The organism is Aromatoleum diolicum (genome assembly GCF_012910955.1).
Classification (GTDB): Bacteria; Pseudomonadota; Gammaproteobacteria; order Burkholderiales; family Rhodocyclaceae; genus Aromatoleum; species Aromatoleum diolicum.
Window position 1 is genome coordinate 30,417 of the sequence record NZ_WTVQ01000010.1, and the last position, 24,706, is coordinate 55,122.

Below are 24,706 nucleotides of genomic sequence, written 5' to 3' on the forward strand. Positions count from 1 at the left end.
ACCGCGGCCTGCGCAACCGATCCAGTGCGCTGAATTCAGCGCGCCTGCTCGAACTGCTCGCGCAGGCTCTCCACGGCATCGCGCTCGCCGCGAACGTGGAAGAAAGCGCCTTCGCCGTCTGCGCGCTCCTCGATCACTTCGCAGCTCGCGTAGATGGCCCCGCGCAATTGCTGCGCCGACCAGGGCAGGAAGAGCTCGGCTGCGACCAGATCCTGCTGGAAAAACGCGACGATCGTCTGGCGCAGCTTGGCAACGTCGTCCGGACGGCGGGCGCTCATCACGACGCAATCCGGGTATTGCGCACGCAGCGCCGCTTCGCGTTCCGCTTGCGCCGCGGCGTCGCCGACGTGGTCGATCTTGTTGAAGACGCGGATGCGCGGCACGACATCCGCACCGATCTCCTCGAGCACCTTGTCGGTGACCTCGAGTTGGCGCTCGAAGCCCGGATCGCTCGCGTCGATGACGTGGAGCAGCAGCGATGCATCGAGCGCCTCGTCGAGCGTTGATTTGAACGACGCGACGAGCCCGTGCGGCAGGTTCTTGATGAAGCCGACGGTGTCGCTGACGAGCACGCGCGGCACGCTTTCCGGGTAGAGGGTGCGCACGGTGGTGTCGAGCGTGGCGAAGAGCTTGTTGGCGACCAGCACCTCGCTGCCGGTGAGCGCCCGCATCAGGGTGGACTTGCCGGCGTTGGTGTAGCCGACCAGCGCGACACCGGCGAGCCCTTGGCGCCCCTGCCGTCGCGCGCGCTGCGTCTTGCGCTCGGCATCCATCGCGATGATCTCCAGCTGCAGTTCGGCGATACGGTCACGGATCTTGCGTCGGTCCAGCTCGGTGTGCGACTCGCCCGCCCCCCGGCCGCCGGTGCCGCTGCGCTGCCGCCCTTGCGGCCCGGCGAGCTTCGCCGCCTCGCGCAGGCGCGGCGCCATGTAGCCGAGGCGGGCGATTTCCACCTGCGCCTTGGCGGCGCGGGAGCGCGCGTTGCGATGAAAAATCTCGAGGATGACCATGGTGCGGTCCATCACCGGGCAGCCGACCTCCTTTTCGAGGTTGCGCGCCTGCGACGGTGAAATCTCGTGGTCGACGAGGATCACGTCGATCTCGCGATCGTCAGGCCTGGCGGCGGCCGGCGCGGCAAACGCCGGCTCGCTGTTCACGAAGCCCTGTATCTCCTGCCGCTTGCCAACGCCCAGGTAGGCCGTGGTGTCGAAGCCGGCGCGCTTCTGCGTGAAGGTGCGGACGACCTCGAAGCCCAATGTTTTCGCCAGCTCGCGCAGCTCGGCCAGGGACGCCTCGAACTCGACGTCGCTCACGCTCGGCAGTTGCACGGCCGCCACGACGGCGCACTGGGGCTGCTCATTCACTTCTCTTCGCATTCGGGGATTGCTTCTCTTGACTGGGTAAATGCACATAGTACCCGTCAATGCAATCCTCGCCGGCGTCGAATGTGCACAGGCCGCCAGGATGTCTGCCGGCGGGTCAGGCTTTCCGGGTAAAGCGCTCGGAGTACGCGACGACGATGCCGGAGACGACGATGATCAGCATGCCGAACAGCGACGACTGGTCGGGAAAATCGTCGAACACGAGCCAGCCGAGCAAGGTCGCCCACACGAGTTGCGCGTAGGTGAAGGGGCTCAGCGTCGTCGCCGGCGCGGCGCGCAGCGCCATGATCATCAGCAGGTGGGAGCTTGCGGCGAGCATGCCGAGCGAGGCGATCAGCAGCCAGTCGCGCGTAGTGAGCGCATCGGGCACCCAGAACCACGGCAGCAGCACGCACATCGTCACCGCGCCGACGAGCGCGGTGTAGAAGAGCTGGCTCACCGAGCGATCGACGGCGCTGAGTTTGCGCGTCAGCACCTGATAGACCGAATAGCAGCACGCGCCGGCGAGCACGAACAAGACGCCGACGTTGAGCGAACCGCCCGTCGGCCGGGCGATCAGCAACACGCCGGAAAATCCCGCCAGCACTGGCAGCCAGCGCCACGCGGCCATCTTCTCGCCAAGAAAAGTCACTGCGAGTAGCGTCACGAGGAAGGGGGTGACGAAGATCAGCGCGGTGACTTCGGCCAGCGGCATGCGCTGGAAGGCCATCACCACCGCGCCGGTGGTGCCGACCAGCATCAGGCCGCGGACCACCTGCAGGCCCGGTCGCGCGGTGTGGAACAGTTCGCTGCCGTGGCGCGGCAGGAAGACCGCGAGGGTAATCAGGAAGTGGGCGAAATAGCGCCCCCAGACGACGACGGCGACAGGATGGCGCGACGCGAGGTGTTTCGAGATCGTGTCGAGCAGCGCGAACAGCGCGAGTGCGCCCATCATGTAGAGGATCCCGCGAACGGGATGCTGGGCGGCGGGGGCGTTCATGCGAATCGGGATCCGGGTGACGTGGGGGGCCGCAGTGTGCGCGGTTTTGGCGCACTTGTCGTCCCCGGCGCGGCCGCGCCGGGGAGCGTCGGACACCTCAGCTGCGTGCCGCCGCGAGTGCCTGCGTCAGCTCCGGGACGAGCTGGAACAGGTCGCCGACGAGGCCGTAGTCGGCCACCTGGAAGATCGGCGCCTCCTCGTCCTTGTTGATCGCGACGATGACCTTGCTGTCCTTCATGCCGGCGAGATGCTGGATGGCGCCGGAGATGCCGACCGCGACATACAGCTGCGGTGCGACGATCTTGCCGGTCTGGCCGACCTGCAGCTCGTTCGACACGTAGCCCGAATCGACCGCCGCGCGGGAGCCGCCGATCCCGGCGCCGAGGATGTCTGCGAGCGGTTCGAGGGTCTGGTGGAAGTTTTCCTTCGAGCCCATCGCCCGGCCGCCGGACACGATGATGCGCGCGGCGGTGAGTTCGGGACGGGCCGACTGCACCAGCTGCTGGCCGACGACCCTGGCCTTGCCACGATCGCCGGTCGCCGCAACCGCTTCGACCGGTGCCGCATTGCCCCCGGCCTCGACCGCCGGGAAGGCCGTGGCACGCACCGACAGCACGCGCACGCGCTCGGCACAACGCACTTTCGCGAGCAGGCTGCCGGCGTAGATCGGGCGCACGAAGGTGTCGCGATTTTCACACTCGACGACTTCGGTGATCTCGCTGACCATGCCGACGTCGAGCAGCGCGGCGACGCGCGGCAGCAGGTTCTTGCCGGCGGCGGACGCGATCGCCAACACATGGGTGTAGCCCCGGCCGGCGAGCTGCACGATCAGCGGCGCGACGTTCTCGGCGGTGAAATGCGCGTATTCCGCCGCTTCGGACGTCAGCACGCGGGTCACGCCCGGGTAGCTGCGCGCCTGCTCGGCGGCCGCGGCGACACCGCTGGCACCGACGACCAGCAGGTCGATCTCGCCACCGATCTTCGTCGCCACGGCGACGAGGTTGGCGCTCATCGGCGACAGCTGGCCGCCATTCTGTTCTGCAATGATCAGACTCTTCATCATCATCCTCTCGCGTCAGGTGCCTTACAGCACCCGCGTGTCATCCTTCAGCTTGTGCACCAGTTCGGCGACCGAACCGACCTTGATGCCGCCCTTGCGCTCCGGCGGTGTATAGACCGACAGCGTCGCGACGCGCGGCGCGACATCGACGCCCAGCTCGGCGGCCTTCAGCGTGTCGAGCGGCTTCTTCTTCGCCTTCATGATGTTCGGCAGCGTCGCGTAGCGCGGCTCGTTCAGGCGCAGGTCGGCGCTGACGACCGCCGGCAGCGCGAGCGCCAAGGTCTCGAGACCGCCGTCGACTTCGCGTGTGACTTCGATCGTCCCGTCGGCGACGGACAGCTTCGACGCGTAGGTCGCCTGCCCCCAGTCGAGCAGCGCGGCGAGCATCTGCGCGGTCTGGTTGGCGTCGTCGTCGATCGCCTGCTTGCCGCAGATCACCAGCTGCGCGCCTTCCTTGTCGGCGACGACCTTCAGCAGCTTGGCGACGGCGAGCGACTGCAGCTCGGCATCAGTTTCAACGAGGATTGCGCGGTCGGCACCCATCGCCAGCGCGGTGCGCAGCGTTTCCTGACAGGCCGCGATGCCGCAGGACACCGCGATGACTTCGCTCGCGACACCGGCCTCCTTCAGCCGCACCGCTTCCTCGACGGCGATCTCGTCGAAGGGGTTCATCGACATCTTGACGTTGGCGAGCTCGACGCCCGAACCATCGGACTTCGGGCGCACCTTGACGTTGTAGTCCGCGACCCGCTTTACCGGAACCAGCACTTTCATTCGCAATATCTCCCGTTCATTCCTTGAAGTGTTCGCCGCTGATCAGCTTCGGCGCCTGCGGCAGCAGCGGCTTGAAGCCCATGCGGTCGAGGATGTCGCGCTGCACATCGACGCCCGGCGCGATCTCTTCGAGCACGATGCCGTCCTGGGTCAGGCGGAACACCGCGCGCTCGGTGATGTACAGCACCTCCTGCCCGCGCAGCACCGCCTGCGGCCCGGAGAAGGTGATCTGGTCGACGTCGGCGACGACTTTCGACACGTCACCGTTGCGCTCGACGTGCAACTCGCCGTGGCCGGTCGTGAGCTTCGATCCCTTGGTGTCGAAGTTGCCGCAGAACACCACCTTGCGCGCGTTCTGCGCGATGTCGATGAAGCCGCCGGGGCCGACGGTGAGGCCGCCGAGCTTGGACGCATTGACGTTGCCGTGCTGGTCGAACTCGCCGAAGCCGAGGAAGGCGATGTCCAACCCGCCGCCCGAGTAGAAGTCGAACTGCGAGGGCGCATCGATCATTGCCGACGCATTGCGCGCGAAGCCGAACAGCATGCCGTCGAGCAGGTTGCCGCCGTAGGTGCCGTGCTCGATGGTCTGGTAGTAGCGGTCGATGTCGCCACGCGCCGCGACGAGCTTCGCCACCGCATCCGGCACGCCGACGCCGTAGTTGATCACCGCGCCGTCGCGCAGCTCCTCGGCGGCGCGGCGGGCGGTCGCCTGGCGCACCGACAGTGGCTGCGGCGCTTCGACCGGCACCGGGCCGTGGCGCTCGCCCGAGATCGTCGGGTCATAGACGATGTCGTAGCTCTGCGACTGCGACGGATCGACCACGACCGCATCGACGATCGCACCGGGGATGCGCACCGAGCGCGCCGGCAGCGTGCCGACATCGACCGCGGTGCGCACCTGCACGATCACCTTGCCGCCGGAGTTGTGCGCGGCGAGCGCGACCGCATAGGCGTCGAGGTTCGCCGGTTCCTGGTCCATGCTGATGTTGCCGTGCGCGTCGGCGTAGGAGCCGCGGATGATCGCGACATTCACCGGGAAAGGCTTGTAGCGCAGGTATTCCTTGCCGCCGAGCTCGACGACCTCGACGAGGTCTTCCTTGGCCGACTTGTTCATCTTGCCGCCGTCGATACGCGGATCGACGAAGGTGCCGAGGCCCACGTGCGTCAGCAGACCCGGCCGGCCAGCGCCGATTTCGCGGAACAGCTGCGCGATCACGCCGCCAGGCAGCACATAGGCTTCGATCTTCTCGTCGCGCGCCAACTCCTGCATGCGCGGCGACCACACCCAGTGGCCACCGATGACGCGCTTGACCATGCCTTCGTAGGCGAAGCAGTTCATCCCCTTGGTCTTCTTGTCGCCGATCCCGAGGGCGTGGACGACGGTCAGGTTGCGCGGCTGCGCGCTTTCCTGAAAGCGCTTTTCGAGCGCCGCGAAAATGCACGAGGCTTCGACGAGGCCGCCACCACCACCGATCAGACCGACGGTGTCGCCATCCTTGACCAGCGCGACGGCGTCGGCCGCGCTCATGAATTTATTGATTGCCATTGCTGTTCCCTTCTACCGTCGCGATCAGAGCGTGCCGTACAGCGCTTCGCCGTGCTTCATCGCGCTGCGCGCAACAACGGTGCGGTGGATTTCGGAGGTGCCGTCGAAGATGCGGTAGATGCGCGCATCGCGGTACATGCGCTCGATCGGCAGATCGGCGCAGTAGCCCATGCCGCCATACACCTGCACGGCGCGGTCGGCGACGCGGCCGAGCACTTCCGAGACGTAGAACTTGGCCATCGCGATCTTGTCGCGCGCGTCGATGCCGTTGTCGATGTCGCTCGCGGCATCCAGCACCAGCAGGCGCGAGGCGTTGATCTCGACGACGCTGTCCGCAATCATCTGCTGGATCATCTGGAAGTCGCCGATCGGCTTGCCGAACTGCTTGCGCTCCTGCGCATACGACACCATCAGGTTGAGCAGGCGCACCGACTTGCCGACGGCGCGCGCACACACCTGCGCCAGCCGCACGCGACCCAGCGTTTCGAGGATCAGCTTGAAGCCCTGCCCTTCGCCGCCGAGCAGGTTCTCCGGGCCGACGGGGACTTCGTCAAACGCCAGTTCGACGTGACTGGTGCCGGTGAGACCCATCATTTTCTGGTCGCGGCCGATGATGAAGCCCGGCGTGCCCTTGTCGACCAGGAACAGCGAGATGCCCTTCGCGCCGGCGCTCGCGTCGGTGACCACGGACACCACGAAGAAGTCCGAGAACTCGCCGTCGCTGATGAAGTGCTTGCCGCCGGTGATCTTCCAGCCGCCCTTGCCGTCGGGGACCGCGCGCGTCTTGATGGCCGCGGCATCGGAGCCGGCATTCGGTTCGGTGATCGCGATCGAGCAGGTGCGCTCGCCGCGCACGGTGGGCAGCAGCCAGCGCTCGCGCTGGGCTTCGTTGCACTTCAGCAGCACTTCATACACGTTGCCGAAGGCGCGGCGGATCAGGATGTCCTTGGCGTGGCCGAACTGTTCCTCGACGAGCATCGTGTCGACCGCCGACAGCCCGCCGCCACCGAACTCCTCGGGGATGTTCATCGCGTACATGCCGTTCGCGCTCGCCTTCTCGAACAGCGCGCGCGCCTTCTCCGGCGCGAGGCGGCCGGTCTCCTCGATTTCGTCTTCGAGCGGCAGCATCTCGTTCTCGACGAAGCGGCGCACGGTTTCGACAAGCATTTTCTGTTCGGAAGTCAGGTTCATGTGGATGTCTCCAGGGGTTTCATTGAATGCCGGAACGGCGGGGGAGCGCGTCAGGCCGCGCGCTGTCGGCCCGGCGCGGACTCGGCCACGGTCGGATTGATGCTTCTGAGGTATTCGGAAAGCGGGCTGACCGCCGACAACTCGTCGGCCGCCGCAAGAAGTTCGGGGGCCAGCGCGTCCATCGCCGCTTCGGTCAGGCGCACGGTCGGGCCGGCGATGCTGAGCACGCCGGTGACGCGCGCGGAATGGGGTTCGCGCACCGCGGCGGCCATCGACGACATGCCCGGCCCCCAGGTTTCGATCGCGCGGCTGTAGCCCCGCTCGCGCGCATCGGCGACGCAGGCAAGCACTTCGGCGATCGTCTTCGGCACCTTCGGGCCGCGCTGGTCGAGCAGCGTGAAGCCCTGGCGGGCGACATGCTCGACCGCCTCGTTCTCCGGCAGGCTGGCAAGCCAGATCATGCCGCTCGACGAGCAAAACAGCGCCGCTTCGCCGCCCATGTCGGGGTCGAAACGCAGCCCGCTGCGCGCGCCCTGCGCCTTCGCGACGAAAGGCAGGCGACCGTTATCGACGACCGCCAGGCGCACCAGTTCGCCGCTGACGGCAGCCAGGCGGTTGAGCACCGGCTGCACCACTTCGACGATGCCGCTGCTGCCGAGCTGCTTGAAGCCCAGCGACATCAGTCGCGTCGTCAGCAGGTAGCGCGCCGAATCCTTGTCCTGCACCACGTAGTGCAGTTGCGCCAGTTCGGCCAGCAGGCGATGCGCGCCGCTCTTGGGCATGCCGAGGCGGTCGGCAACGTCCTGCAGATTCAGGCCGCGCGGATGCTCAACCAGCAGCTCGAGAGCACCCATCGCACGAGCAAGGAGACTTCCAGCCATTTCTGCACCTCACGAAAACTTGAACTTGGTTCAACTTTAGAACTGCCTTCAAGTCCTGTCAAGGCAAAAATCTGTCCAACAAAATTAAGTTGCGTTTTAGAAAGAAAACGCCGTTGTTAAGTTGCGTTTGTCGAAACACTGTTCTATATTTCGCTCATTAATGAATCGATCGGTCGTACCTTGAGCATGAGCCCCCGGTTTCCGCAACACCGCCGGGGTGCCACTGAAGCCGGAAACTGGCGCCATAAGCCGGCCTCCGGCGAACCGGTGCAGCCGTTCTCTTGTCTTGACTATCTGGAGGAATCCCTCATGGCGCACCAGTTCTCCCTCGCTCACCTCTCCGTGCTGACGACTTCGCCCGCGGAGATGGTGCAGATCGCCGCGAAAACCGGTTACGACTTCGTCAGCTTCCGCCTCACCGCCGTCACGACGACCGAACACGTGTTCGCGCTGCAGAATGCTCGTGCGCTGATGAACGAGACCAAGGCCCTGCTCGCCGCCACCGGCGTGAAGGTGCTGGATATCGAACTGGCGCGCATGCCCGCGGAGATCGAGCCGGAAACCTACGTCCCGGTGCTCGAAGCCGCCGCCGAACTGGGCGCCCGCCACATCCTCGCGCAGCTGCCCGACGCCAACCGCGAACGCGCCACCGAGCGCTTCGCCCGCCTGTGCGACCTCGCCCTGCCCTACAAGCTGACCGTCGACCTCGAATACCCGAGCTGGACCGAGACACCGAACCTCGCCGCCGCCGCCGCCGTCGTGCGCGCGGTCAATCGCCCGAACGCCGGCATCCTGGTCGACACCCTGCATTTCGACCGCGCCCGCGACAGCCTCGAAGAACTGCGCAAGCTGCCCGCCGAGTGGTTCCATTTCGCCCAGGTGTGCGACGCCCCGGCGGAGATCCCGAGCACCGTCGAGGGCCTGATCCACACTGCCCGCAGCGAGCGCAACTTCCTCGGCGAAGGCGGTATCGACGTGCGCAGCATCCTCGACGCGATGCCGGCCGGCATCCCCTACTCGCTCGAAATCCCCACCGACACGCTGGCGCTGACCGTCAGTGCGGAAGAGCGCGCACGTCGCTCGATCCGCGCCGCCGAGGCCTACCTCGACGGTCTGCACGGCCAGCGTCTGAAAAAATCGGCCTGAAGCTCTCCTCGCGCGGACGTCGGCAACTCCTCTCCCTCCCCGCCTTCGTCCGCGCTTTTTCTTCTCCGGTGATCGCGGCGTCGCCGCTCCAGCCTGCGGCCTGTGATCCCGGTAGCGACGCCCCATCCGCAGCGCCTTTCTCGCCCAGGAGTGCCGGTTTCATGAGCCGTCCCCCCGTCGTCGCAGACTCGCGCACCGCCCCACACATTGCCCCACCCTCGCTCGGCGAGCTGTTCCGCGCCTGCTCGCGCGTCGGCCTGTCGGGTTTCGGCGGCGTGCTGCCGCTGCTGCGGCACCTGCTCGTCGACGAGCGTCGCCTGATGAGCGGCGCCGACTTCAACGCGCTGCTGGGTCTGTGCCAGTTTCTGCCCGGTTCAAACGTCGTGAATCTCGCGGTGTGCGTCGGTGCGCGCTTTCACGGCGCGCGCGGCGCGATCGTCGCGACCGCGGGCCTGCTGCTCGGCCCCTTCCTGGTGATGATGGCGCTCGCGACCGCCTACGGCCTGTGGGGGCAGCTCGCGATCGTGCAGGACATGCTGCGCGGCATCGCCGCGGCCGGCGCCGGCCTGCTGTTCGCGACCGCCCTGAAGATGGCGCGCAACGTGCCGGAACGCTGGATCTACCTGCCCTTTTCCGCACTGATCCTCGTCGCGCTGGTGGTCCTGCGCCTGCCGCTGCCGCCGCTGATGCTCGCCCTGCTCGGCATCACCGGCCTGATCGCATACCGCCGTGCCCGAAACGCCGCGGCGATCGCGACAAGCGCCGGCGAGGAGCGCGCATGATCGCGCTGCTGGCCGACCTCTTCCTGCAGTTCAGCGTGCTGACCGTTGTCGCCTTCGGCGGCATCACCGCGATGCTGCCCGAACTGCACCGCCTCGTCGTCGAACAGCGGCAGTGGATGGACGCCACGACCTTCGCGCACCTTTTCGCGATCGCGCAGGCGGCGCCGGGGCCGAACCTGCTGGTCGTCTCGCTGATCGGCTGGAAAGTCGCCGGCATCCCCGGCGCGATCGTCGCGACACTCGCGATCAGCCTGCCGATGAGCCTCGTGATCTTCTTCCTCTACCGCCACTGGGAACGCTTCCGCGATGCCCCTTGGCGTGCGGCGATCCAGACCGGCGTCGCCCCGCTCGCGGTGGGCCTGGTGTGCGCCAGCGGCTGGCTGATCGGCGCGTCCGCGGGCCTTGGCGTGCGCGGCGTGCTGCTGACGCTGATCTGCACCGCGCTGATGCTGGTCCGTTCCTGGCACCCGCTGTGGTACATCGGCGCCGGCGCCGCGGCGGGCGCCTTCGGCCTGGTCTAGATTCGCAGTCCCCGGGTGCCGCGCCGACGCGACACCCGCTTCCGCCACGTCGGCTTGCCGTCCGTGGCCCGATGTTATGCTCGGCGGCCCGCCACTGGATTCGACGCATGCTGGAAATTTTCACGATCACCGGTCCGGTCTTCATCGTCATCGCGATCGGCTTCGCCGCGGTCCGCAGTGGCCTCTTCGACAAGGCCGAGACCCGCATCCTCGGCAAGTTCGCGATCAACGTCGCCTTGCCGGCGATGCTGCTGAAGGCGCTGACCGAACGCCCGTTCGCCGAGATCATGAACACCGGCTACCTCGCCGCGTACGCACTGGGCTCGCTCGCCGCATTCGCGATCGGCATCGCCGTCGCGCGCTACGCCCAGCACAAGAGCCTGCAGCTGAGCGCCATCCAGGGAATGGGCATGTCGCTGTCGAACAGCGGCTTCATCGGTTACCCGATCGTGCTGCAACTGCTCGGCCCACCCGCCGCGATCGCGCTGGCGCTGTGCTTTCTCGTCGAGAACCTGCTGATCGTGCCGCTCGCGCTGTCGCTCGCCGAGGGCAGCAACGGCAACGGCGACAAGGTGCACAAGGTCGTGCTCGCCACCTTCGCCCGGCTCGGCAAGAACCCGCTGATCATCGCGATCGTCGCGGGCTTCACGTGCGCGCTGCTGGGCATCCGCCTGCCGACGCCGGCCGCACGCGCGATCGAAATGCTGTCGCTCGCCGCGGCGGGCATCGCGCTGTTCGTGATCGGCGGCACGCTGGTCGGTCTGAAGGTGGCGGGCATGCGCCGCGACATGGCGCAGATCGTCGCCGGCAAGCTGTTGCTGCATCCGCTCGCGGTATTCGTGGCGCTGTGGCTGCTGCCGCCGCTCGACCCGGCGCTGCGGATCGCAGCGATCACCTTCGCATGCATGCCAATGGCGAGCATCTATCCGATCATCGCGCAGAAATTCGGCCACGAACAGCTCGCCGCGGCAGCGCTGATGGCCGCGACCGTGACCGGATTCTTCTCGATCAGCGCGGTGATCTGGCTGCTGCGGCCGACGCTGGCCTGACGAGGATGTCCGCTCGCGGCGCGCGCAGGGCGCCAGCCCGCGTCACGCGAACGCATCCCACAGCAGCTTCACGCCCGACAGCCCCAGCATCGCGGTGGCGAACACGTAAAACACCCGCTCGGGAATCCGTTTCAGCGCCTTCAGACCGATCCACACCCCGACCGGTGCGATCGGCGCGAGCATCAGCGACACCTTGAAGCTCTCCCACGAGAACAGGCCGAGCGCGACATAGGGCACGATCTTCACCGCGTTCACCACGGTGAAGAAGATCACCGTCGTCGCGACGAAGGTCTCCTTCGCCAGGCCACGGTTCAGCAGATACACCAGCAGCGGCGGCGAACCGGCATGCGCGATGGTGCTGGTGAAACCGGACACCGCCCCCCAGAACAGGCCCGCCAGCTTGCCCGGCGGTCCCGACAGTTTCAGACGGGCACGCAGGCCGAAGATCCGGTCGAGCGAGAACAGTACCGCGATCGCGCCGACGCAGCCCTTGACGGCCCTTTCCGGCATCCACCCGAAGACCACCGCCCCGACCAGCATGCCCAGGCCCGCCGCCGGCAGCAGAATGCGGATCTCCGCGACCGACCACTTGCGCCAGTATGCGCGGATGCCGATCCAGTCGATGAACACCAGCAGCGGCAGCATCACCGCCGCCGCCTGGCCCGGCGTGATCCACATCGCCATGAAGGGCACGGCGAGCCCGCCGAAGGCGCCGCCGAGGCCGGATTTGGAGATGCCGGTCAGCAGCACGGCAATGCCGGCGACGATCCAGCCGGCGGTGTCGAATGTCATGGGGAATTCCGGAAATCAAAACGCCGCATCGGGCCGGCAAGCATGCAGGCCCGATGCGGCGGAGTCGTAAGCAGGGGCGGGATTCCAGAGCGGACGTGCCGCCTCGCGGGGCTTACCCGCCCTTCAACGAACGCTGCAGCACCTCGAGCACCTTCTTCATGTCCTCGATCGGCACCTGGCCCGGCGCGGAGGCCTTCTGGCCGACCGCGAAGCTCACCGACGAGCCGAACACCCAGCCGAACAGGCGGGAGAGCGAGCCGTAGGCGCCCATCGACATGCTGATGATCGGCAGCGAAATCTTCTTCTGCCCTTCGAGCGTCGCCTGCAGCACCGTCAGCACATCCTCGAGGCCCTGCGGCATCACCGCGACCTTGGCGATGTCGGCGCCGGCCTTTTCCATCGCGACGAACTTCGCGACGATCTCGTCGGCCGGCGGCGTCTTCTGGAAGTTGTGGAAGGACGCGATCAGCTTGGTGCCGGTCTCGCGCGCCAGTTCCACGGCCTGCTGGAAATGCTTCGGCTCGCTGCTCAGCTCGTAGTCGATGAAGTCGACCGCACCGGATCGCGCGACCGCCAGGTACAGCGCCAGCACCTGCTCTTCGGAGATGCCGATGGTCTCGCCGCCTTCACGGATCGAACGACGCGTGAAGATGATCGGGATGCCGGCCGCGCTCTTGCGGATCTCCTGCGCCATGTCGACCACGCGGCCGGTCTCCGGGATGCCGGCGAAGAAGTCGACGCGCCATTCGAGCAGATCCGGCTGCTTGGCGACGATCGCGTCCAGTTCGCCCACGACTGCCGCTTCGTCACGGCCGACGAGCGGTGCGCAGATCAGCGGCTCCTTGCCGCCACCTACCGGCTTGCCTTTCACTTCCAGGGAACGGGTCATTGCCATGAGTTGACTCCTCGAATTCTCAAACTGATTCAGATACCGCCGTGCGGCGGGGAGCCCGCAGGCTCCGCTCGGCCGACAGCATAACGTCGCCGGCCTAATCCTTGTAGCCGATCAGCTTGCGGATGCCTTCGGACGTATAACCGTCGTAGCCGAACAGGCTCAGATACAAGGGCGCCATCTCGATGAACATCTCGCGGCCCATGTGGATCGTGCAGCCGCGCGCCTGTGCAGCGCGCAGCAGCGGGGTGAAGTCGGTCTTCATCACGACATCCGCGACCACCGTCGCCGACGCCAGACGTTCCACCGGCACCGGCAGCGGGTCGGTTTCATTCAGCCCGAGTGGCGTCGCGTTGACGACGAGATCGAAGCCCTGCGGGTCGTTGGTCGCCACGAAAGCCTCGCGGCATGCGGTATACGCGGGCAAACGTTCGGCGAGGCGTGCCGCGCTCACCGAATTCACATCATTGATACCGAGCGCCGCTGCCGATGCGTCGGCCAGCGCCACCGCAATCGCCGCGCCGACGCCACCGGAGCCGACAACCAGACAGCGCATACCCGCCGGATCGATGCCGGCGCGCTTGAGGCCGCGCACGAAGCCGACGCCGTCGAACAACTCGCCGAACAAGCTGCCGTCGGCGCGCTTGACGATCGCATTGCAGGCGCCGGCCGCGCGCACCGCCGGACTCGCCTCGTCGAGGAAGTCGACGCAGGTCGGCTTGTGCGGAATCGTCACCATCGCGCCGCGCACATTGCGCACCGCGAACAGCGCCGGGCCGACCCTCGTGAGGTCGACCGGGGCAATTTCCATCGGCACGCAGGCCGCGTCGATGCCGCTTGCCGCGAACACCTTGTTGAACAGCATCGGCGCCTTCACCTGGCCGACCGGATAACCGATGACCGGGTAAAGGAGCGTCGAACCGGTGATCGACAGCGGGTCCATTTCTGTAATAGTCATCCGAACGTTCCTTCTCGCGACGCCTTGATGTCTGAAAACGCTGTCTGTTGGGGTTGGGGGCCGGTTCGTCCGCGACTGCTTCGCGTCAGTCGGTGCTGACGTGCGACACGCTCGCGTTCGGCGAGTAGATGTCGAGGATGTTCCAGTGGCCGGTCGTCGGCACCGGGTTGTTCTTCATCGCCACGTCGATCACGAAGGGCTTCTTCGAGGCCACCGCGCGTTCCAGCACCTCCTTGAACTCCTCGGCCGACTCGATCTTCACGCCTTCCGCCCCGTAGGCGCGCGCCACCGCGGCGAAGTCCGCCTGGTACGGCTCGCCGTCCTTGCGGAACAGCGTGCCGGTGGTGGTGCCGTAGTGCGCCTTCTGCAGGCCGGCGATGGTGCCGAACGCGAAGTTGTTCATGATCACCCATACCACCGGGATGTTCTCTTCCACCGCCGTCGCCAGCACCGCCGGGTTCTGGCCGAAGCCGCCGTCACCGACCAGCGACACCACCACGCGCTCGGGGAAGGCCAGCTTGGCGCCGAGCGCAGCCGGCGCGCCGAAGCCCATCGTGCAGTAGCCGCCCGGGGTCAGGATGCTGCCCGGGGTGTAGATCGGGAACTGCTGGCCGACGCCGTTCTTGTTCCAGCCCACGTCGGTGGTGATGAACGCGTCGCGCGGCAGCACCTCGCGGACCACCGACAGGATGCGCTCGGGCATCATCGGGAAGCAGTCGTCCTGGACGAACTTCTGGTTGCCGGCGACGAACTGCTCACGGAACGCGGCGATCTCGGCGCGCAGCGCGTCGTTCTTGCGGCCTTTCGGCAGCATCTCGCGGGCGACGCGGTTCAGCACCACGAGCGCCTGCTTGAGGTCGGTGACGACGCCGATTTCCGCCGGGTAGTTGCGGCCGATTTCCGCCGGATCGATATCGATGTGGATCAGCTTGGTCGGCGGGAAGCTGAACGTGAATTCGTTTTCCCACGAACTGCAGTCGGCTTCGGCGAAGCGCGTACCGAGGCCGATGATCCAGTCCGCGTTGCGGCACTTGTCATTGACCAGCTGGGTGCCCCAGAAGCCGGTCATGCCGAGTACCAGCTCATGGTCGTCCGGCAGCACGCCCTTGCCCATCAGCGAATGCGCGACCGGCAGGGACAGATGATCGGCGAAGGCCTTCAGTTCTTCGGCCGCGTCGGCGAGGATCACGCCGCCGCCGGCATAGATCACCGGATTCTTGGCGTCGACCAGGGCCTGCACGATCTTCTTCGCGGTCACGTCGTCGATCGAGGGCTTCTGCAGCGCCTTGGTGTGATGGCGCAGGCGGGTGAACAGCGAGACATCGATCTCTTTCGAGAACATGTCCATCGGCACGTTCACCAGCACCGGCCCGGGACGGCCGCTTTCGGCAAGCTGGAAAGCCTTCTCAATGATTTCCGGGAACAGTTCCGGCGTATCCACGCGCCACGCGCGCTTGACAAAGGGACGGTAGATTTCCCACTGCGACGCGTCCGCATGCAGGTTGATTTCCTGGTGCGGGTGCTTGCCGTAGTAGTAGCTCGGGATGTCGCCGGCGATGACGACCATCGGGATCGAATCCAGGGCGGCATTGGCGACGCCGGTCGACGCATTGGTCAGGCCCGGTCCGAGGTGGGAGAGCACCACTGCGGTCTTCTTCGTCGCGCGCGCATAGCCGTCGGCGGCGTGGGCGGCGATCTGCTCGTGACGGGTATTCACGAAGCGGATCTTGCTGTTTTCCAGCGCCGTCAGCACCGCGATGTTGGTGTGGCCGCACAGGCCGAAAATGTGCTCGACACCGCGATCTTCGAGGTAGCGCACGAGCTGGTGGGAAATCAGTTGCTTCATTTGTTGTCGCCTCCAAATTTGACTATCGCTGCCGTGTCGCGGTCAGCATGAAAAAGCCTGTCCTGCCGGATGCCGTGAGTCGTGCGCCTATTTCACTTCGGGAACAGCCCGGCGTGCCGGTCCCGCATAGGTGTAAGGAATGCTCTTGGGCATCGGTCCCTTGATGCGCCCGCCCTGCTGCGATTGCTCCCACGCATGCGCGAGGATGCCGACCGAGCGCGACAGGATGAACAGGCCGCGCCCGAGTTCGGGCGCGAAGCCCAGTTCGGCGTAGATCACCGCGGTCGCACCGTCGATGTTCATCGGGATGCGCTTGCCCTTGCGCCGCTCGAGGATCGCCTCGACCTGCTGGCCGATGCGCGAATACAGCCCGCCGACGACACCCTTGGCACGCGCCGCCTCGACCAGTTCGAGCAGCTTGCCCGAACGCGGATCGATCGGATGGAAGCGGTGGCCGAAACCCGGAATCACCTTGCCGTTCTCAGCAATATAGGCGTCGAGGGCAGCTTCCACCGCGTCTTCGAGCGTGGCGCCCTGCTCCATGCGGCGCGCCGCATCCGCATACAGTTCCATGCACTGCTGGCCCGCGCCGCCGTGGATGCCGGCCAGCACGTTGATCGCCGAGGCCATCGCGTTGTTCAGTTCGACGCCGCAGGTCACCGCCATGCGCGAGATCGCGATTGACGGCGCCTGCGGACCGTGGTCCACCGCCGCGACCAGCGCCGCTTCCAGCAGGCTCGACTGTTCGGCCGTCGGCAGGTCGCCGCGCACCATCAGCCAGATCATCTGCGGAAAGCTGATCGCGCCGATCAGCTCCTCGATCGGGTAACCGCGCATCGCGATCTTGCCCGGGTGGATGTCGATGATCTCGGTCTTCCACCACGCTTCGGCTTCGCGGACGATTTCGTCTGACGTCTTTGCGTCTGAATTCTTCATGCTCACACCACCTTCTGTTCGTGAAGTTCGGCCACTTGCGCCGCGTCGTAGCCGAGTTCGGCGAGCAGCGCGTCGGTATGTTCGCCGAGTACCGGCGGCGGCGTCGCGATGTCGGGATTGCCACCTGCCATCTTGAAGCCGGCGCGCACCAGACTGAGGTCACGCCCCACGCCCGGCACATCCTCGAACTTCGCCAGCAGGTCGCGTTCGAGGATCTGCGGATGCTGCAGCACCTGCGGCACGGTCAGCACGCGGCCGGCCGGCACGCCGAGCTTCGCGAGGATCGTTTCCCATTCCTCCGCCGACTTCGTCGCCAGCCCCGCGTCGACTTCGACCTTCAGCGCCTTGCGGTTGCGCTTGCGCGCTTCGCGCTCGGCGAAACGCTCATCGGTCGCCAGCTCCGGCCGGCCGATCGCGGCCACCAGTGCCTCGAACTGCTCCTGCTTGTTCGCGGCGATGTTCAGCAGCCCGTTGCCGGTGCGGAAAGTGCCGGACGGCGCCGCGGTGAAGTTCTCGTTACCCATCGGCACCGGTTCCTTGCCGGCGATCAGGTAGTTCGACACCACCCAGCCCATCGTCACGATCGTCGAATCGAGCATCGACACGTCGATGAACTCGCCTTCGCCGGTCTTCGCCTGACGCACCAGCGCGCTCGCCACCGCGAACGCCGCGGTGATGCCGCCGATCGTGTCAGCGACCGGGTAGCCCACGCGCAGCGGCGCCGACTCGTTGTCACCGGTGATGCTCATCACGCCGGACATGCCCTGCACGATCTGGTCATAGGCCGGTGCGTGGCGCATCGGGCCCTGCTGACCGAAACCCGAGATCGCGCAATACACCAGCTGCGGATTGATCTCCTTCAACACCTCGTAACCCAGGCCGAGCCGGTCCATCACGCCCGGGCGGAAGTTCTCCACCAGCACGTCGGCGCTCTTCACGAGGCGGAACAGCACTTCCTTGCCGGCAGCGGACTTGAGGTTGAGCGTCAGCGACTTCTTGCCGCCGTTCTGCGCGAGGAAGGACGCCCCCATCTTCCTCTTGTTCAGCTCGGGATCCGCGCCAAGCTGGCGCGCCAGATCGCCCGATTCCGGGACTTCGACCTTGATCACCTCAGCCCCCAGCAGCGCCAGCTGATAAGCGCAAAATGGGCCGGCGAGCACGTTGGTCAGGTCCAGGACGCGGATTCCGGAAAGCGCTGCGGTCATGTGCTACCCCTTACGTGACAGTGGATCGACATCGATCTCGTCTAGTTGGGTAAATAATAGAACGCAATTCTTTCTAGCGCAACTGTTTTTAAAACTGCGTTTTATTTTTAGACGACGCGGTGGATCCGAAGCTCACCAAGGAATGTTGACCATCGGCGCCGTAGGAGCGGCTTCAGCCGCGAACACGCCCGGCACGAGAGCTTCCCAGCGAAAGCCGCGCCCACGGGCGATTCGCCCATCGGCGAGGTATCGCGTCAGGCTCTCGGAAAAAAGGGGAAAGACGGGGAGCGGGGCACCTGCGCCCCGGTGCTCAGGTGTTGCCGGCGGCCACCCTGGCGGCGAGCCACTGCACCGACGCCTGCGCGCGGGCCATCACGAGCGGCAACTGGCTGTGCTGGTTGTCGTCGCTGAACACATCGAGCGTGTAGTCGCCGCGGTAACCATTGCTTTCGAGCTGCGTCAGCAACTCGGTGATCAGCTGGCCGTGCGCGCCCTCGCCGGGAAATACCCGTTCGTGGCGCGAGACTTCGACGAACTCCTCGATCTCGGAAATGAAATCGAACTTGTAGTCGGAAAACTGCACGAGGAAGATCCGGTCCGCCGGAATGTCCTTCAAGGTATCCGCTGCGGTCTGGCGCATCAGGATCTGGAAGGAATCGATCACCAGCCCGACGTTGCGACGGTTCGCCAGCTCGACGACGCGCCACGCGTCGGTGTACTCGCTGACCCAGCGTCCCCACGCCAGCGCCTCGTAGCCGATGCGGATGCCGAAGGGAGTCGCCAGCGTGCCGAGCACCGAAAGATTGCGTGCCAGCAGCACCGGATCGGCAACCGCCGTCGGCGAAGTCGAGGACGACACGATCAGCAGCCGGCAGCCGACCGAGGCCGCCAGTTCGAGAATCGACTTCGCGGCGTCGAGGCGGTATTCGAACTCCCGCTCCGTATTGCTGCCCATCTCGCGCAACACCTGGAAGGCGCTGACCTTCAGGCTGCTCTCGCGCACCCGCCGCGCCGCCACCGTCGCCCCTTCGGGATGCGCCAGCAGATCCTTCGCGCTCAGCTCGACCGCCCCGAACCCCGCGGCCAGCGCGGCGTCGATCTTCTCCTGCAGCGTTCCCGGCAGGGTCGCGCTATTGATCCCGATTCTACGAATATCCATATCGCTGTCTGCGCTACCGCTGGGGAGTGGAGAGGAGGGTCTCGCGCTTCAGGCTGCGGCCGGACGCTGCACGACCTCGAAATAGAACGGCTCGACGACCGGCGCGGTAACCAGGCGCGTGACGCCCGGCCGGTCCGCATCGGCCTCGGGGTCGCGAGCCAGCGGGATCCCGTTCGCGCGGAAGGCCGCGGCGACGTCCGCCAGCGCGTCAGTCTCGATGCCGATGTCGGCAATCCCCTCGGCATTCACGGGCTCGCTTGCCGCGGCACCCGGCGTCGCATCGGCCTCGGGCCGGATGACGATGCGGATCTTGCCGCAGGGGCTCTCCATCCAGATGCAGCCGCCCGCCGTGGTCTGTGTCGTGCGGAAACCGAAAACCTGCTGGTGGAACTCGATCCACTCCTGCTCGCGGCCGGCGCAGACGGTCAGCGTGATGTGTTCGACACGCGTGAGCCCGAGCGGCTTCACCGGCGGCGACATCTGCGGCAAGGGCAGGAAATCGACGTCGTAGATCGTGTGGTCGCCATAGCGATCGACAAAGTAGATGTGCGTCCCGCCGACGCTGATGATGGCCGGAATGTTCAGCTCCATCGCGCCCGCGTGCGGTGGAACGTCCCAGGCGCCGCTCGCCAACGCCCGCTTGTACGCCGACGCGACGTTCTTCACGCGCACCGCGATCGCGCAGATGCCCGGCCCGTAGCTGCGGTTGAACGTCTGCGCGAAGCTCTCTTCGTCCGCATTGATCAGGAAATTGATGTCGCCCTGCCGGAACAGCACCACGTTTTTCGATCTGTGTTTCGCAACGGCCGAGAATCCCATCTGCTCGAAATGTGCTCCCAGCGCAACGGCATCGGGGGCGGCAAATTCGACGAACTCCAGGCCATCCAGCCCCAGAACATTTTCTGGTGCTTCAGAGGTCGAAAAAAACGGGTCTTGCATCCTTTGGCTCCTAACTGCCGCAAGGCATCAGACATATGAGGTTTCACAACGCGGCGATGCCGCCACCGCCCTTTTATCATATGCCCGGCAGCAGACCCAACACCTTTCTTCGGCCTGCTGTGGCGACAATGAGAAAATGCCGCCGCACACCGCAGCGAAAGCCTTGGCGTGGGGCGGCATGGTCAAGCCGGTCCGCAAAAGCGCCGCTCGCGCGAGCGCTCCCGGGTCGCGACCCTGGCTTCAGCGACGGATGAACGGGTTCGGCACGTCGAGGTCGGTCGAGATCCACACGCACTTGGTTTCGAGGTACTCGCGGATTGCGTCGGCCCCCGACTCGCGGCCGATGCCCGAGCGCTTGTAGCCGCCGAACGGAGCGGTGTAGCTCGTCGCGCGGTAGTTGTTCACCCACACGGTGCCGGCCTTGAGCTTGTCGGTGACGTACATCGCGCGGTGCAGGCTCTTGGTCCACACGGCGCCGGCGAGGCCGTACAGCACGTCGTTGCCGATGCGCACGGCGTCTTCCTCGTCCTTGAACGGGATCACGCACAAGACCGGGCCGAACACCTCTTCCTGGGCGATGCGCATCTTGTTGTTCACGCCGGTGAAGATCGTCGGCTCGACGAACTGGCCGGCGCCGAGGTCGGGGCGCGAGCGGCCACCCAGCACACACTTCGCGCCTTCGCCCTTGGCGATCTCGATGTAGCTCATGATCTTCTCGAACTGCGGACGCGTCGCGATCGGGCCGACCTGGGTGTCGAGCTGCGAGGGGTCGCCGATCTTGGCGGTGCTGACGAATTCGACCAGACGGCGTACGACTTCATCGTGAATGCTTTCCTGCACCAGCAGGCGCGAACCGGCCTGGCAGGTCTGGCCCGAAGCCGCGAACACGCCGGACACGATGCCCTTCACGGCCTGATCCAGATCCGCGTCGTCGAACACGATGTTGGGCGACTTGCCGCCCAGTTCCAGCGTCACGGTCTTCAGGCCGCGCGCGGCCGCTTCGTAGATCTTCTGGCCGGCAATCTCGCCCCCGGTGAAGCCGATGTGCGCGGTGTCGGGATGCTCGACCAGCGGCGCGCCGACTTCATGACCGAAACCGGTGACGACGTTCACCACCCCCGGCGGGAAGCCGGCTTCGGCGAACAGCTTGGCGAGCTCGATCGCCGAAGCGGAGGTGAATTCGGACGGCTTGATCACGATCGTGCAGCCCGCGGCCAGCGCCGGCGCAAGCTTCCAGCTGGTCAGCGTGAGCGGCGAATTCCACGGCGTGATGATCACGACGACGCCCTTGGCCTCGTACTTCGTGTAGCAGAAGACGCCCTTCTTGTCGGTCGGGATGACGTGGCTTTCGATCTTGTCGGCCAGGCCGGCGTAGTAATGGAAGTACTCGCCCAGGTACTTGACCTGCGCGACGACCTCCGCAGCCAGCTTGCCGTTGTCGCGGCGCTCGATCTCGGCCAGGTGCTCGGCGTTGGCGACGATCAGGTCGGCGACCTTGCGCATCAGTTTGCCGCGCTGGCTTGCGGTCAGCGACGGCCATTCGCCTTCCTCGAAGGCCCGGTGCGCGGCCGCAACGGCCGCATCGACGTCGGCCTTGTTGCCACGGGCGATCTCGGCCCAAGCTTCGCCGGTATAGGGGTTTTCGGTCGGAAAGTACTCGCCCGAAGCCGGGGGGACGATCTTGCCGTCGATGTAGTTGCCGTACTTGGGGAGTGCCTTTGCGTTTTCCATGTATGTCTCCAGTCATGAACACGAGTCAGTGCTCTGCCTGTCGCAATCACATTCCACCAAACGGTCAGAAGCCCGGGTTGTGTTGCGCTGATCAGAACTGTGTTCTAGTATGGGACATGACGGCGCACGATTCAAGCAACTTTTTCAGCGACGCTTGAGATTGCCGATTCGGTAAGCCCCGGTTACGGCAGAGATACTGCCGCGCCCCGCACGCGATAGAGGTTCACCTGAAAAGGCGGCTATCATGTTCGGAAATCGAGAACCCGGTTCCATTTTTCTGGAGAAGTGAAATGAGCAGCGAAGGCGTCGCATCCGTAGAACGCGCCCTGACCATCCTCGACGTGTTCACCGACCGCGATAGAAGTCTGACCCTCACCGAGATTTCCAAGCGTGCCGGCTTCTACAAGAGCACGACGCTGCGCCTGGCCGAATCGCTGGAGAAGTTCGGCTACCTGCGCCGGCTCGAGGACGGCGCCTATCGTCTCGGCCCCAAGCCCTTGTTCCTCGGTGCGCTGTACCAGAAGCATTTCAGCACCGCCGACTTCGTGCCGCAGTTGATGCGCCGGATGTCGGAAGAGCTGCGTGAAGGCATCTCCTTCTTTGTACGCGACGAAGACCGCCGCGTCTGCCTGCACCGCGTCGAATCACCGCGCGCGATCCGCGACGCGATCCACGAGGGTGACGCGTTTCCGCTCAACAACGGCGCTTCGGGCCACGTGCTGCTCGCGTTCAGCGGCCTGTCCGGCGGCAAATACGACCAGATTCGCGAACGTTACTACGCGATGTCGGTCGGCGAGCGGGATCCCGAAACCACCGCGGTCGCGGCGCCGGTGTTCGCCGTGCAGCAGCGGCTGGTCGGGGCGCTGTCCGTGTCCGGGCCGAAATACCGTCTCGACGAGAAGGCGCTCGAGGACATCGTGCCGACGCTGCAGAAATACGCCGCGGAACTCACTCACCTGTTCGGCGGCGCCTGGCCCGACCTCGGCCAGGCATCCAAGCGTTCGCACGGCTGAGCGCGGCGGTTCAGGCCGACGACTGTTCGGCCTGAACCAGCAGCTGTCTGACGACCGGGTGCTCGACCTTGCGCTGCGCCGAGATCGCGTAGAAATGCTCCACCACCTCCGGGCAGCGACCCAGTAGCGAGAGTCCGCGCACGCGCGTCAGTTCGTCGAACGACCACTCGGTCGCCGGGAAAGCGCCGAAGCCGCTTTCGCCGAAGGTCGCCAGCAAGGCACTGTCCTCGAACTCGCCGACCACCTTCGGCCGTATGCCGTTGCGTGCCAGCCAGTCGTCGAGACGGCTGCGCACCGCGGAGTCGGTCGTCGGCATCAACAGGGGCAGCTCCGCGAGGCAGGCCGGAAATTTCCCCTTCACCCCCTCCAGCAGCGCTGCCGGTGCGTACCAGGCGACCGACGCCTTGCCCATGCGGTGGCTGAACACGCGCAGGTTCGGATTGGCCGGCGCCGGCCGGTCGGCCAGCACGACATCGAGGCGGTGCAGGGCAAGCTCGGCGAGCAGATCGCCGAAGTCGCCCTCGTGGCACAGCAGGCGCAGGTCCGGGGTCTGTGCCGCCGGCTGCAGCAGGTGGCGCACCGCCAGCTTCGGCAGCGCATCGGAAATCCCCACCGCGAGCCGCACCCCCTGGGCGTTGGCGGCCTCCCGCACGGCAGCCGGCAGCGCCTCCCCCAGCTGGAAGATCTGCTCGGCGAAGCGCGCGGCCGTGGCCCCCGCCTCGGTGAGTTCGATGCTGCGCCCGGCCGAGCGGAACAGCGTGTAGCCAAGCGCGCGTTCGAGCTCGTGCACCTGCGTACTGACGGTCTGCACCGCCATGTCGAGCCGCTCCGCCGCCCTCGCGATGCCGCCTTCCTTGGCCGCGACCCAGAAGTAGTAGAGATGGCGATAATTGAGCGGCTGCATGAGGTGTTCCGTTTTTACGAACTAAACATACTTAAAACTCATCTTACTTAGAAGTCAAGCTTGACCTATCCTCGGCGAGCCGTTCTAAATCGAACGATGTTTGCTAAATCAACGCACAGGAGACTCTCCCACCATGAAACGCATCTTGTTGAGCCTGTTCGCGCTCGTACTGAGCGTCGGGCTGACCGTCACGGACGCCGAAGCGAAGCGCCTCGGCGGCAGCAAATCCATCGGCATGCAGCGCGACGCGACGCCGCAGGCCCCGGCCTCGGCTCCCGCGCGCACCGCGGATGCGCCCACCGGCGCCGCGGGCGCGGCGGCAACCCAGGCGCCGCGCAAGAATTCCTGGATGGGCCCGGTCGCCGGCCTCGCCGCCGGCCTCGGCCTGGCTGCGCTCGCCTCCCACCTCGGCATGGGCGAAGGCTTCGCCAACATGCTGATGATCGGCCTGCTGGTCATCGGCGCGGTGCTCGCATTCCGCTTCCTGGCCCGCAAGCGCGCACAAGCTCAAGGCCCGGCCATGCAGTACGCCGGCATGGGCGCAGGCGGTGGCTCGATGCCGCTGCCCGCTGAGCCCGCACCGATGTCCACCCCGCTGTCCGCTTCGACGCCGGGCGCCGCATCGCACGTTTCCGGCCCCAGCCTGCCGGCCGGTTTCGACGCCGAAGGTTTCGTGCGTCAGGCCAAGCTCAACTTCCTGCGCCTGCAGGCCGCCAACGACGCCGGCAACCTCGCCGACCTGCGCGAATTCGTCTCGCCGGAGATGTTCGCCGAGCTGCAACTGCAACTGGGCGAGCGCGGCGCCGCCACGCAACAGACCGAGGTGGTGGACCTTCAGGGCGCGATCGTCGAATGCGTCGAAGACGCGCAGCGCTACATCGTCAGCGTACGTTTCCACGGCCTGATCCGCGAAGAAGCCGGCGCCGCGCCCGATGCGTTCAGCGAAATCTGGCACCTGACGAAGCCGACCGACGGCAGCAAGGGCTGGGTGGTTGCCGGTATTCAGCAGCTGAACTGAGT

At 66.1% G+C, this 24,706-nt stretch carries 23 protein-coding genes; 6 read left to right on the forward strand and 17 right to left on the reverse strand.

Going from position 1 to position 24,706, the window contains the following annotated elements; all coding sequences use genetic code 11:
* Positions 1–35: 35 nt before the first annotated feature.
* From hflX to GPA25_RS07975, 7 genes are all read right to left on the reverse strand, one after another.
* The gene (hflX, locus tag GPA25_RS07945; protein WP_169259841.1) at positions 36–1,376 is read right to left on the reverse strand and encodes a GTPase HflX; all 1,341 of its coding nucleotides are present in this window, start codon (positions 1,374–1,376) and stop codon (positions 36–38) included.
* Positions 1,377–1,479: 103 nt separating this feature from the next.
* The gene (locus GPA25_RS07950; protein ID WP_169259842.1) at positions 1,480–2,361 is read right to left on the reverse strand and encodes a DMT family transporter; all 882 of its coding nucleotides are present in this window, start codon (positions 2,359–2,361) and stop codon (positions 1,480–1,482) included.
* A 97-nt stretch (positions 2,362–2,458) separates the two neighbouring features.
* Entirely contained in the window at positions 2,459–3,421 is a 963-nt protein-coding gene (locus GPA25_RS07955) for an electron transfer flavoprotein subunit alpha/FixB family protein (RefSeq protein WP_169259901.1), read from the reverse strand.
* Between the two features lie 24 nt (positions 3,422–3,445).
* Positions 3,446–4,195, reverse strand: a complete 750-nt coding sequence (locus GPA25_RS07960) for an electron transfer flavoprotein subunit beta/FixA family protein (RefSeq protein WP_169259843.1) — start codon at positions 4,193–4,195, stop codon at positions 3,446–3,448.
* A gap of 16 nt (positions 4,196–4,211) precedes the next feature.
* A complete protein-coding gene (locus tag GPA25_RS07965; RefSeq protein WP_169259844.1) occupies positions 4,212–5,741 on the reverse strand; it encodes an acyl CoA:acetate/3-ketoacid CoA transferase in 1,530 nt (509 codons plus the stop codon).
* Positions 5,742–5,765: 24 nt separating this feature from the next.
* Positions 5,766–6,932: an acyl-CoA dehydrogenase family protein gene (locus tag GPA25_RS07970; RefSeq protein ID WP_169259845.1), complete on the reverse strand. Its 1,167-nt coding sequence runs from the start codon at positions 6,930–6,932 to the stop codon at positions 5,766–5,768.
* 50 nt (positions 6,933–6,982) lie between these two features.
* A complete protein-coding gene (locus GPA25_RS07975; RefSeq protein WP_169259846.1) occupies positions 6,983–7,813 on the reverse strand; it encodes an IclR family transcriptional regulator in 831 nt (276 codons plus the stop codon).
* Between the two features lie 309 nt (positions 7,814–8,122).
* Between GPA25_RS07975 and GPA25_RS07980 the strand changes: the two genes are divergently transcribed.
* The 4 genes from GPA25_RS07980 (at position 8,123) to GPA25_RS07995 (ending at position 11,311) form a co-directional block, all read left to right on the forward strand.
* Positions 8,123–8,959 (forward strand): sugar phosphate isomerase/epimerase family protein, encoded by an 837-nt coding sequence (locus tag GPA25_RS07980; protein WP_169259847.1) that lies wholly within the window; start codon positions 8,123–8,125, stop codon positions 8,957–8,959.
* A gap of 161 nt (positions 8,960–9,120) precedes the next feature.
* The gene (locus GPA25_RS07985) at positions 9,121–9,741 is read left to right on the forward strand and encodes a chromate transporter (protein ID WP_169259848.1); all 621 of its coding nucleotides are present in this window, start codon (positions 9,121–9,123) and stop codon (positions 9,739–9,741) included.
* Entirely contained in the window at positions 9,738–10,262 is a 525-nt protein-coding gene (locus GPA25_RS07990) for a chromate transporter (RefSeq protein ID WP_211163010.1), read from the forward strand. Before GPA25_RS07985 ends, GPA25_RS07990 begins: the two co-directional genes overlap by 4 nt.
* Positions 10,263–10,369: 107 nt before the next feature.
* Complete coding sequence (locus tag GPA25_RS07995; protein ID WP_169259849.1) at positions 10,370–11,311, forward strand: AEC family transporter; 942 nt, start codon at positions 10,370–10,372, stop codon at positions 11,309–11,311.
* Between the two features lie 42 nt (positions 11,312–11,353).
* Here the strand turns inward: GPA25_RS07995 and GPA25_RS08000 are convergent, their stop codons facing one another.
* The 9 genes from GPA25_RS08000 to GPA25_RS08040 all read right to left on the reverse strand — a co-directional run bounded on the left by GPA25_RS08000 (position 11,354) and on the right by GPA25_RS08040 (position 21,769).
* The gene (locus GPA25_RS08000) at positions 11,354–12,103 is read right to left on the reverse strand and encodes a sulfite exporter TauE/SafE family protein (RefSeq protein ID WP_169259850.1); all 750 of its coding nucleotides are present in this window, start codon (positions 12,101–12,103) and stop codon (positions 11,354–11,356) included.
* 112 nt (positions 12,104–12,215) lie between these two features.
* The gene (gene aroD / locus GPA25_RS08005) at positions 12,216–12,998 is read right to left on the reverse strand and encodes a type I 3-dehydroquinate dehydratase (protein ID WP_169259851.1); all 783 of its coding nucleotides are present in this window, start codon (positions 12,996–12,998) and stop codon (positions 12,216–12,218) included.
* A gap of 94 nt (positions 12,999–13,092) precedes the next feature.
* Positions 13,093–13,953 (reverse strand): shikimate dehydrogenase family protein, encoded by an 861-nt coding sequence (locus GPA25_RS08010; protein WP_211163011.1) that lies wholly within the window; start codon positions 13,951–13,953, stop codon positions 13,093–13,095.
* Between the two features lie 85 nt (positions 13,954–14,038).
* Positions 14,039–15,799 carry a thiamine pyrophosphate-binding protein gene (locus tag GPA25_RS08015; RefSeq protein WP_169259852.1) on the reverse strand — a complete coding sequence of 587 codons (1,761 nt, stop codon included), beginning with the start codon at positions 15,797–15,799 and terminating at the stop codon, positions 14,039–14,041.
* A gap of 87 nt (positions 15,800–15,886) precedes the next feature.
* Positions 15,887–16,735: a citryl-CoA lyase gene (locus GPA25_RS08020; RefSeq protein WP_169259853.1), complete on the reverse strand. Its 849-nt coding sequence runs from the start codon at positions 16,733–16,735 to the stop codon at positions 15,887–15,889.
* Positions 16,736–16,737: 2 nt separating this feature from the next.
* The gene (locus GPA25_RS08025; RefSeq protein WP_169259854.1) at positions 16,738–17,940 is read right to left on the reverse strand and encodes a CaiB/BaiF CoA transferase family protein; all 1,203 of its coding nucleotides are present in this window, start codon (positions 17,938–17,940) and stop codon (positions 16,738–16,740) included.
* Positions 17,941–18,250: 310 nt separating this feature from the next.
* On the reverse strand, positions 18,251–19,099 hold the full coding sequence (locus GPA25_RS08030) for a sugar phosphate isomerase/epimerase family protein (RefSeq protein WP_169259855.1): 849 nt from the start codon (positions 19,097–19,099) through the stop codon (positions 18,251–18,253).
* 48 nt (positions 19,100–19,147) lie between these two features.
* On the reverse strand, positions 19,148–20,038 hold the full coding sequence (locus GPA25_RS08035; protein ID WP_246265472.1) for a 4-hydroxyphenylpyruvate dioxygenase family protein: 891 nt from the start codon (positions 20,036–20,038) through the stop codon (positions 19,148–19,150).
* 240 nt (positions 20,039–20,278) lie between these two features.
* Positions 20,279–21,769, reverse strand: coding sequence for an aldehyde dehydrogenase (locus GPA25_RS08040; protein WP_169259856.1), 1,491 nt, complete (start codon positions 21,767–21,769; stop codon positions 20,279–20,281).
* A gap of 290 nt (positions 21,770–22,059) precedes the next feature.
* Between GPA25_RS08040 and GPA25_RS08045 the strand changes: the two genes are divergently transcribed.
* A complete protein-coding gene (locus tag GPA25_RS08045; protein WP_169259857.1) occupies positions 22,060–22,782 on the forward strand; it encodes an IclR family transcriptional regulator in 723 nt (240 codons plus the stop codon).
* A 10-nt stretch (positions 22,783–22,792) separates the two neighbouring features.
* Here GPA25_RS08045 and GPA25_RS08050 read toward each other — a convergent pair whose 3' ends face one another.
* The gene (locus GPA25_RS08050) at positions 22,793–23,686 is read right to left on the reverse strand and encodes a LysR family transcriptional regulator (RefSeq protein WP_169259858.1); all 894 of its coding nucleotides are present in this window, start codon (positions 23,684–23,686) and stop codon (positions 22,793–22,795) included.
* A 133-nt stretch (positions 23,687–23,819) separates the two neighbouring features.
* Between GPA25_RS08050 and GPA25_RS08055 the strand changes: the two genes are divergently transcribed.
* On the forward strand, positions 23,820–24,704 hold the full coding sequence (locus GPA25_RS08055; RefSeq protein ID WP_169259859.1) for a Tim44 domain-containing protein: 885 nt from the start codon (positions 23,820–23,822) through the stop codon (positions 24,702–24,704).
* Positions 24,705–24,706: the final 2 nt, after the last annotated feature.

What these genes read in the sequence shown, in the direction of transcription:
- GPA25_RS08010 (WP_211163011.1), bottom strand. Translation starts at nt 13,953, where the DNA reads ATGACTATTACAGAAATGGACCCGCTGTCGATCACCGGTTCGACGCTC.
- hflX (WP_169259841.1), bottom strand. Translation starts at nt 1,376, where the DNA reads ATGCGAAGAGAAGTGAATGAGCAGCCCCAGTGCGCCGTCGTGGCGGCC.
- GPA25_RS08020 (WP_169259853.1), bottom strand. Translation starts at nt 16,735, where the DNA reads ATGAAGAATTCAGACGCAAAGACGTCAGACGAAATCGTCCGCGAAGCC.
- GPA25_RS07985 (WP_169259848.1), top strand. Translation starts at nt 9,121, where the DNA reads ATGAGCCGTCCCCCCGTCGTCGCAGACTCGCGCACCGCCCCACACATT.
- GPA25_RS07975 (WP_169259846.1), bottom strand. Translation starts at nt 7,813, where the DNA reads ATGGCTGGAAGTCTCCTTGCTCGTGCGATGGGTGCTCTCGAGCTGCTG.
- GPA25_RS07970 (WP_169259845.1), bottom strand. Translation starts at nt 6,932, where the DNA reads ATGAACCTGACTTCCGAACAGAAAATGCTTGTCGAAACCGTGCGCCGC.
- GPA25_RS08000 (WP_169259850.1), bottom strand. Translation starts at nt 12,103, where the DNA reads ATGACATTCGACACCGCCGGCTGGATCGTCGCCGGCATTGCCGTGCTG.
- GPA25_RS07950 (WP_169259842.1), bottom strand. Translation starts at nt 2,361, where the DNA reads ATGAACGCCCCCGCCGCCCAGCATCCCGTTCGCGGGATCCTCTACATG.
- GPA25_RS08035 (WP_246265472.1), bottom strand. Translation starts at nt 20,038, where the DNA reads ATGCAAGACCCGTTTTTTTCGACCTCTGAAGCACCAGAAAATGTTCTG.
- GPA25_RS08045 (WP_169259857.1), top strand. Translation starts at nt 22,060, where the DNA reads ATGAGCAGCGAAGGCGTCGCATCCGTAGAACGCGCCCTGACCATCCTC.
- GPA25_RS07965 (WP_169259844.1), bottom strand. Translation starts at nt 5,741, where the DNA reads ATGGCAATCAATAAATTCATGAGCGCGGCCGACGCCGTCGCGCTGGTC.
- GPA25_RS07995 (WP_169259849.1), top strand. Translation starts at nt 10,370, where the DNA reads ATGCTGGAAATTTTCACGATCACCGGTCCGGTCTTCATCGTCATCGCG.
- GPA25_RS08015 (WP_169259852.1), bottom strand. Translation starts at nt 15,799, where the DNA reads ATGAAGCAACTGATTTCCCACCAGCTCGTGCGCTACCTCGAAGATCGC.
- GPA25_RS08055 (WP_169259859.1), top strand. Translation starts at nt 23,820, where the DNA reads ATGAAACGCATCTTGTTGAGCCTGTTCGCGCTCGTACTGAGCGTCGGG.
- GPA25_RS07955 (WP_169259901.1), bottom strand. Translation starts at nt 3,421, where the DNA reads ATGAAGAGTCTGATCATTGCAGAACAGAATGGCGGCCAGCTGTCGCCG.
- GPA25_RS08030 (WP_169259855.1), bottom strand. Translation starts at nt 19,099, where the DNA reads ATGGATATTCGTAGAATCGGGATCAATAGCGCGACCCTGCCGGGAACG.
- GPA25_RS08025 (WP_169259854.1), bottom strand. Translation starts at nt 17,940, where the DNA reads ATGACCGCAGCGCTTTCCGGAATCCGCGTCCTGGACCTGACCAACGTG.
- GPA25_RS07990 (WP_211163010.1), top strand. Translation starts at nt 9,738, where the DNA reads ATGATCGCGCTGCTGGCCGACCTCTTCCTGCAGTTCAGCGTGCTGACC.
- GPA25_RS08050 (WP_169259858.1), bottom strand. Translation starts at nt 23,686, where the DNA reads ATGCAGCCGCTCAATTATCGCCATCTCTACTACTTCTGGGTCGCGGCC.
- aroD (WP_169259851.1), bottom strand. Translation starts at nt 12,998, where the DNA reads ATGGCAATGACCCGTTCCCTGGAAGTGAAAGGCAAGCCGGTAGGTGGC.
- GPA25_RS08040 (WP_169259856.1), bottom strand. Translation starts at nt 21,769, where the DNA reads ATGGAAAACGCAAAGGCACTCCCCAAGTACGGCAACTACATCGACGGC.
- GPA25_RS07980 (WP_169259847.1), top strand. Translation starts at nt 8,123, where the DNA reads ATGGCGCACCAGTTCTCCCTCGCTCACCTCTCCGTGCTGACGACTTCG.
- GPA25_RS07960 (WP_169259843.1), bottom strand. Translation starts at nt 4,195, where the DNA reads ATGAAAGTGCTGGTTCCGGTAAAGCGGGTCGCGGACTACAACGTCAAG.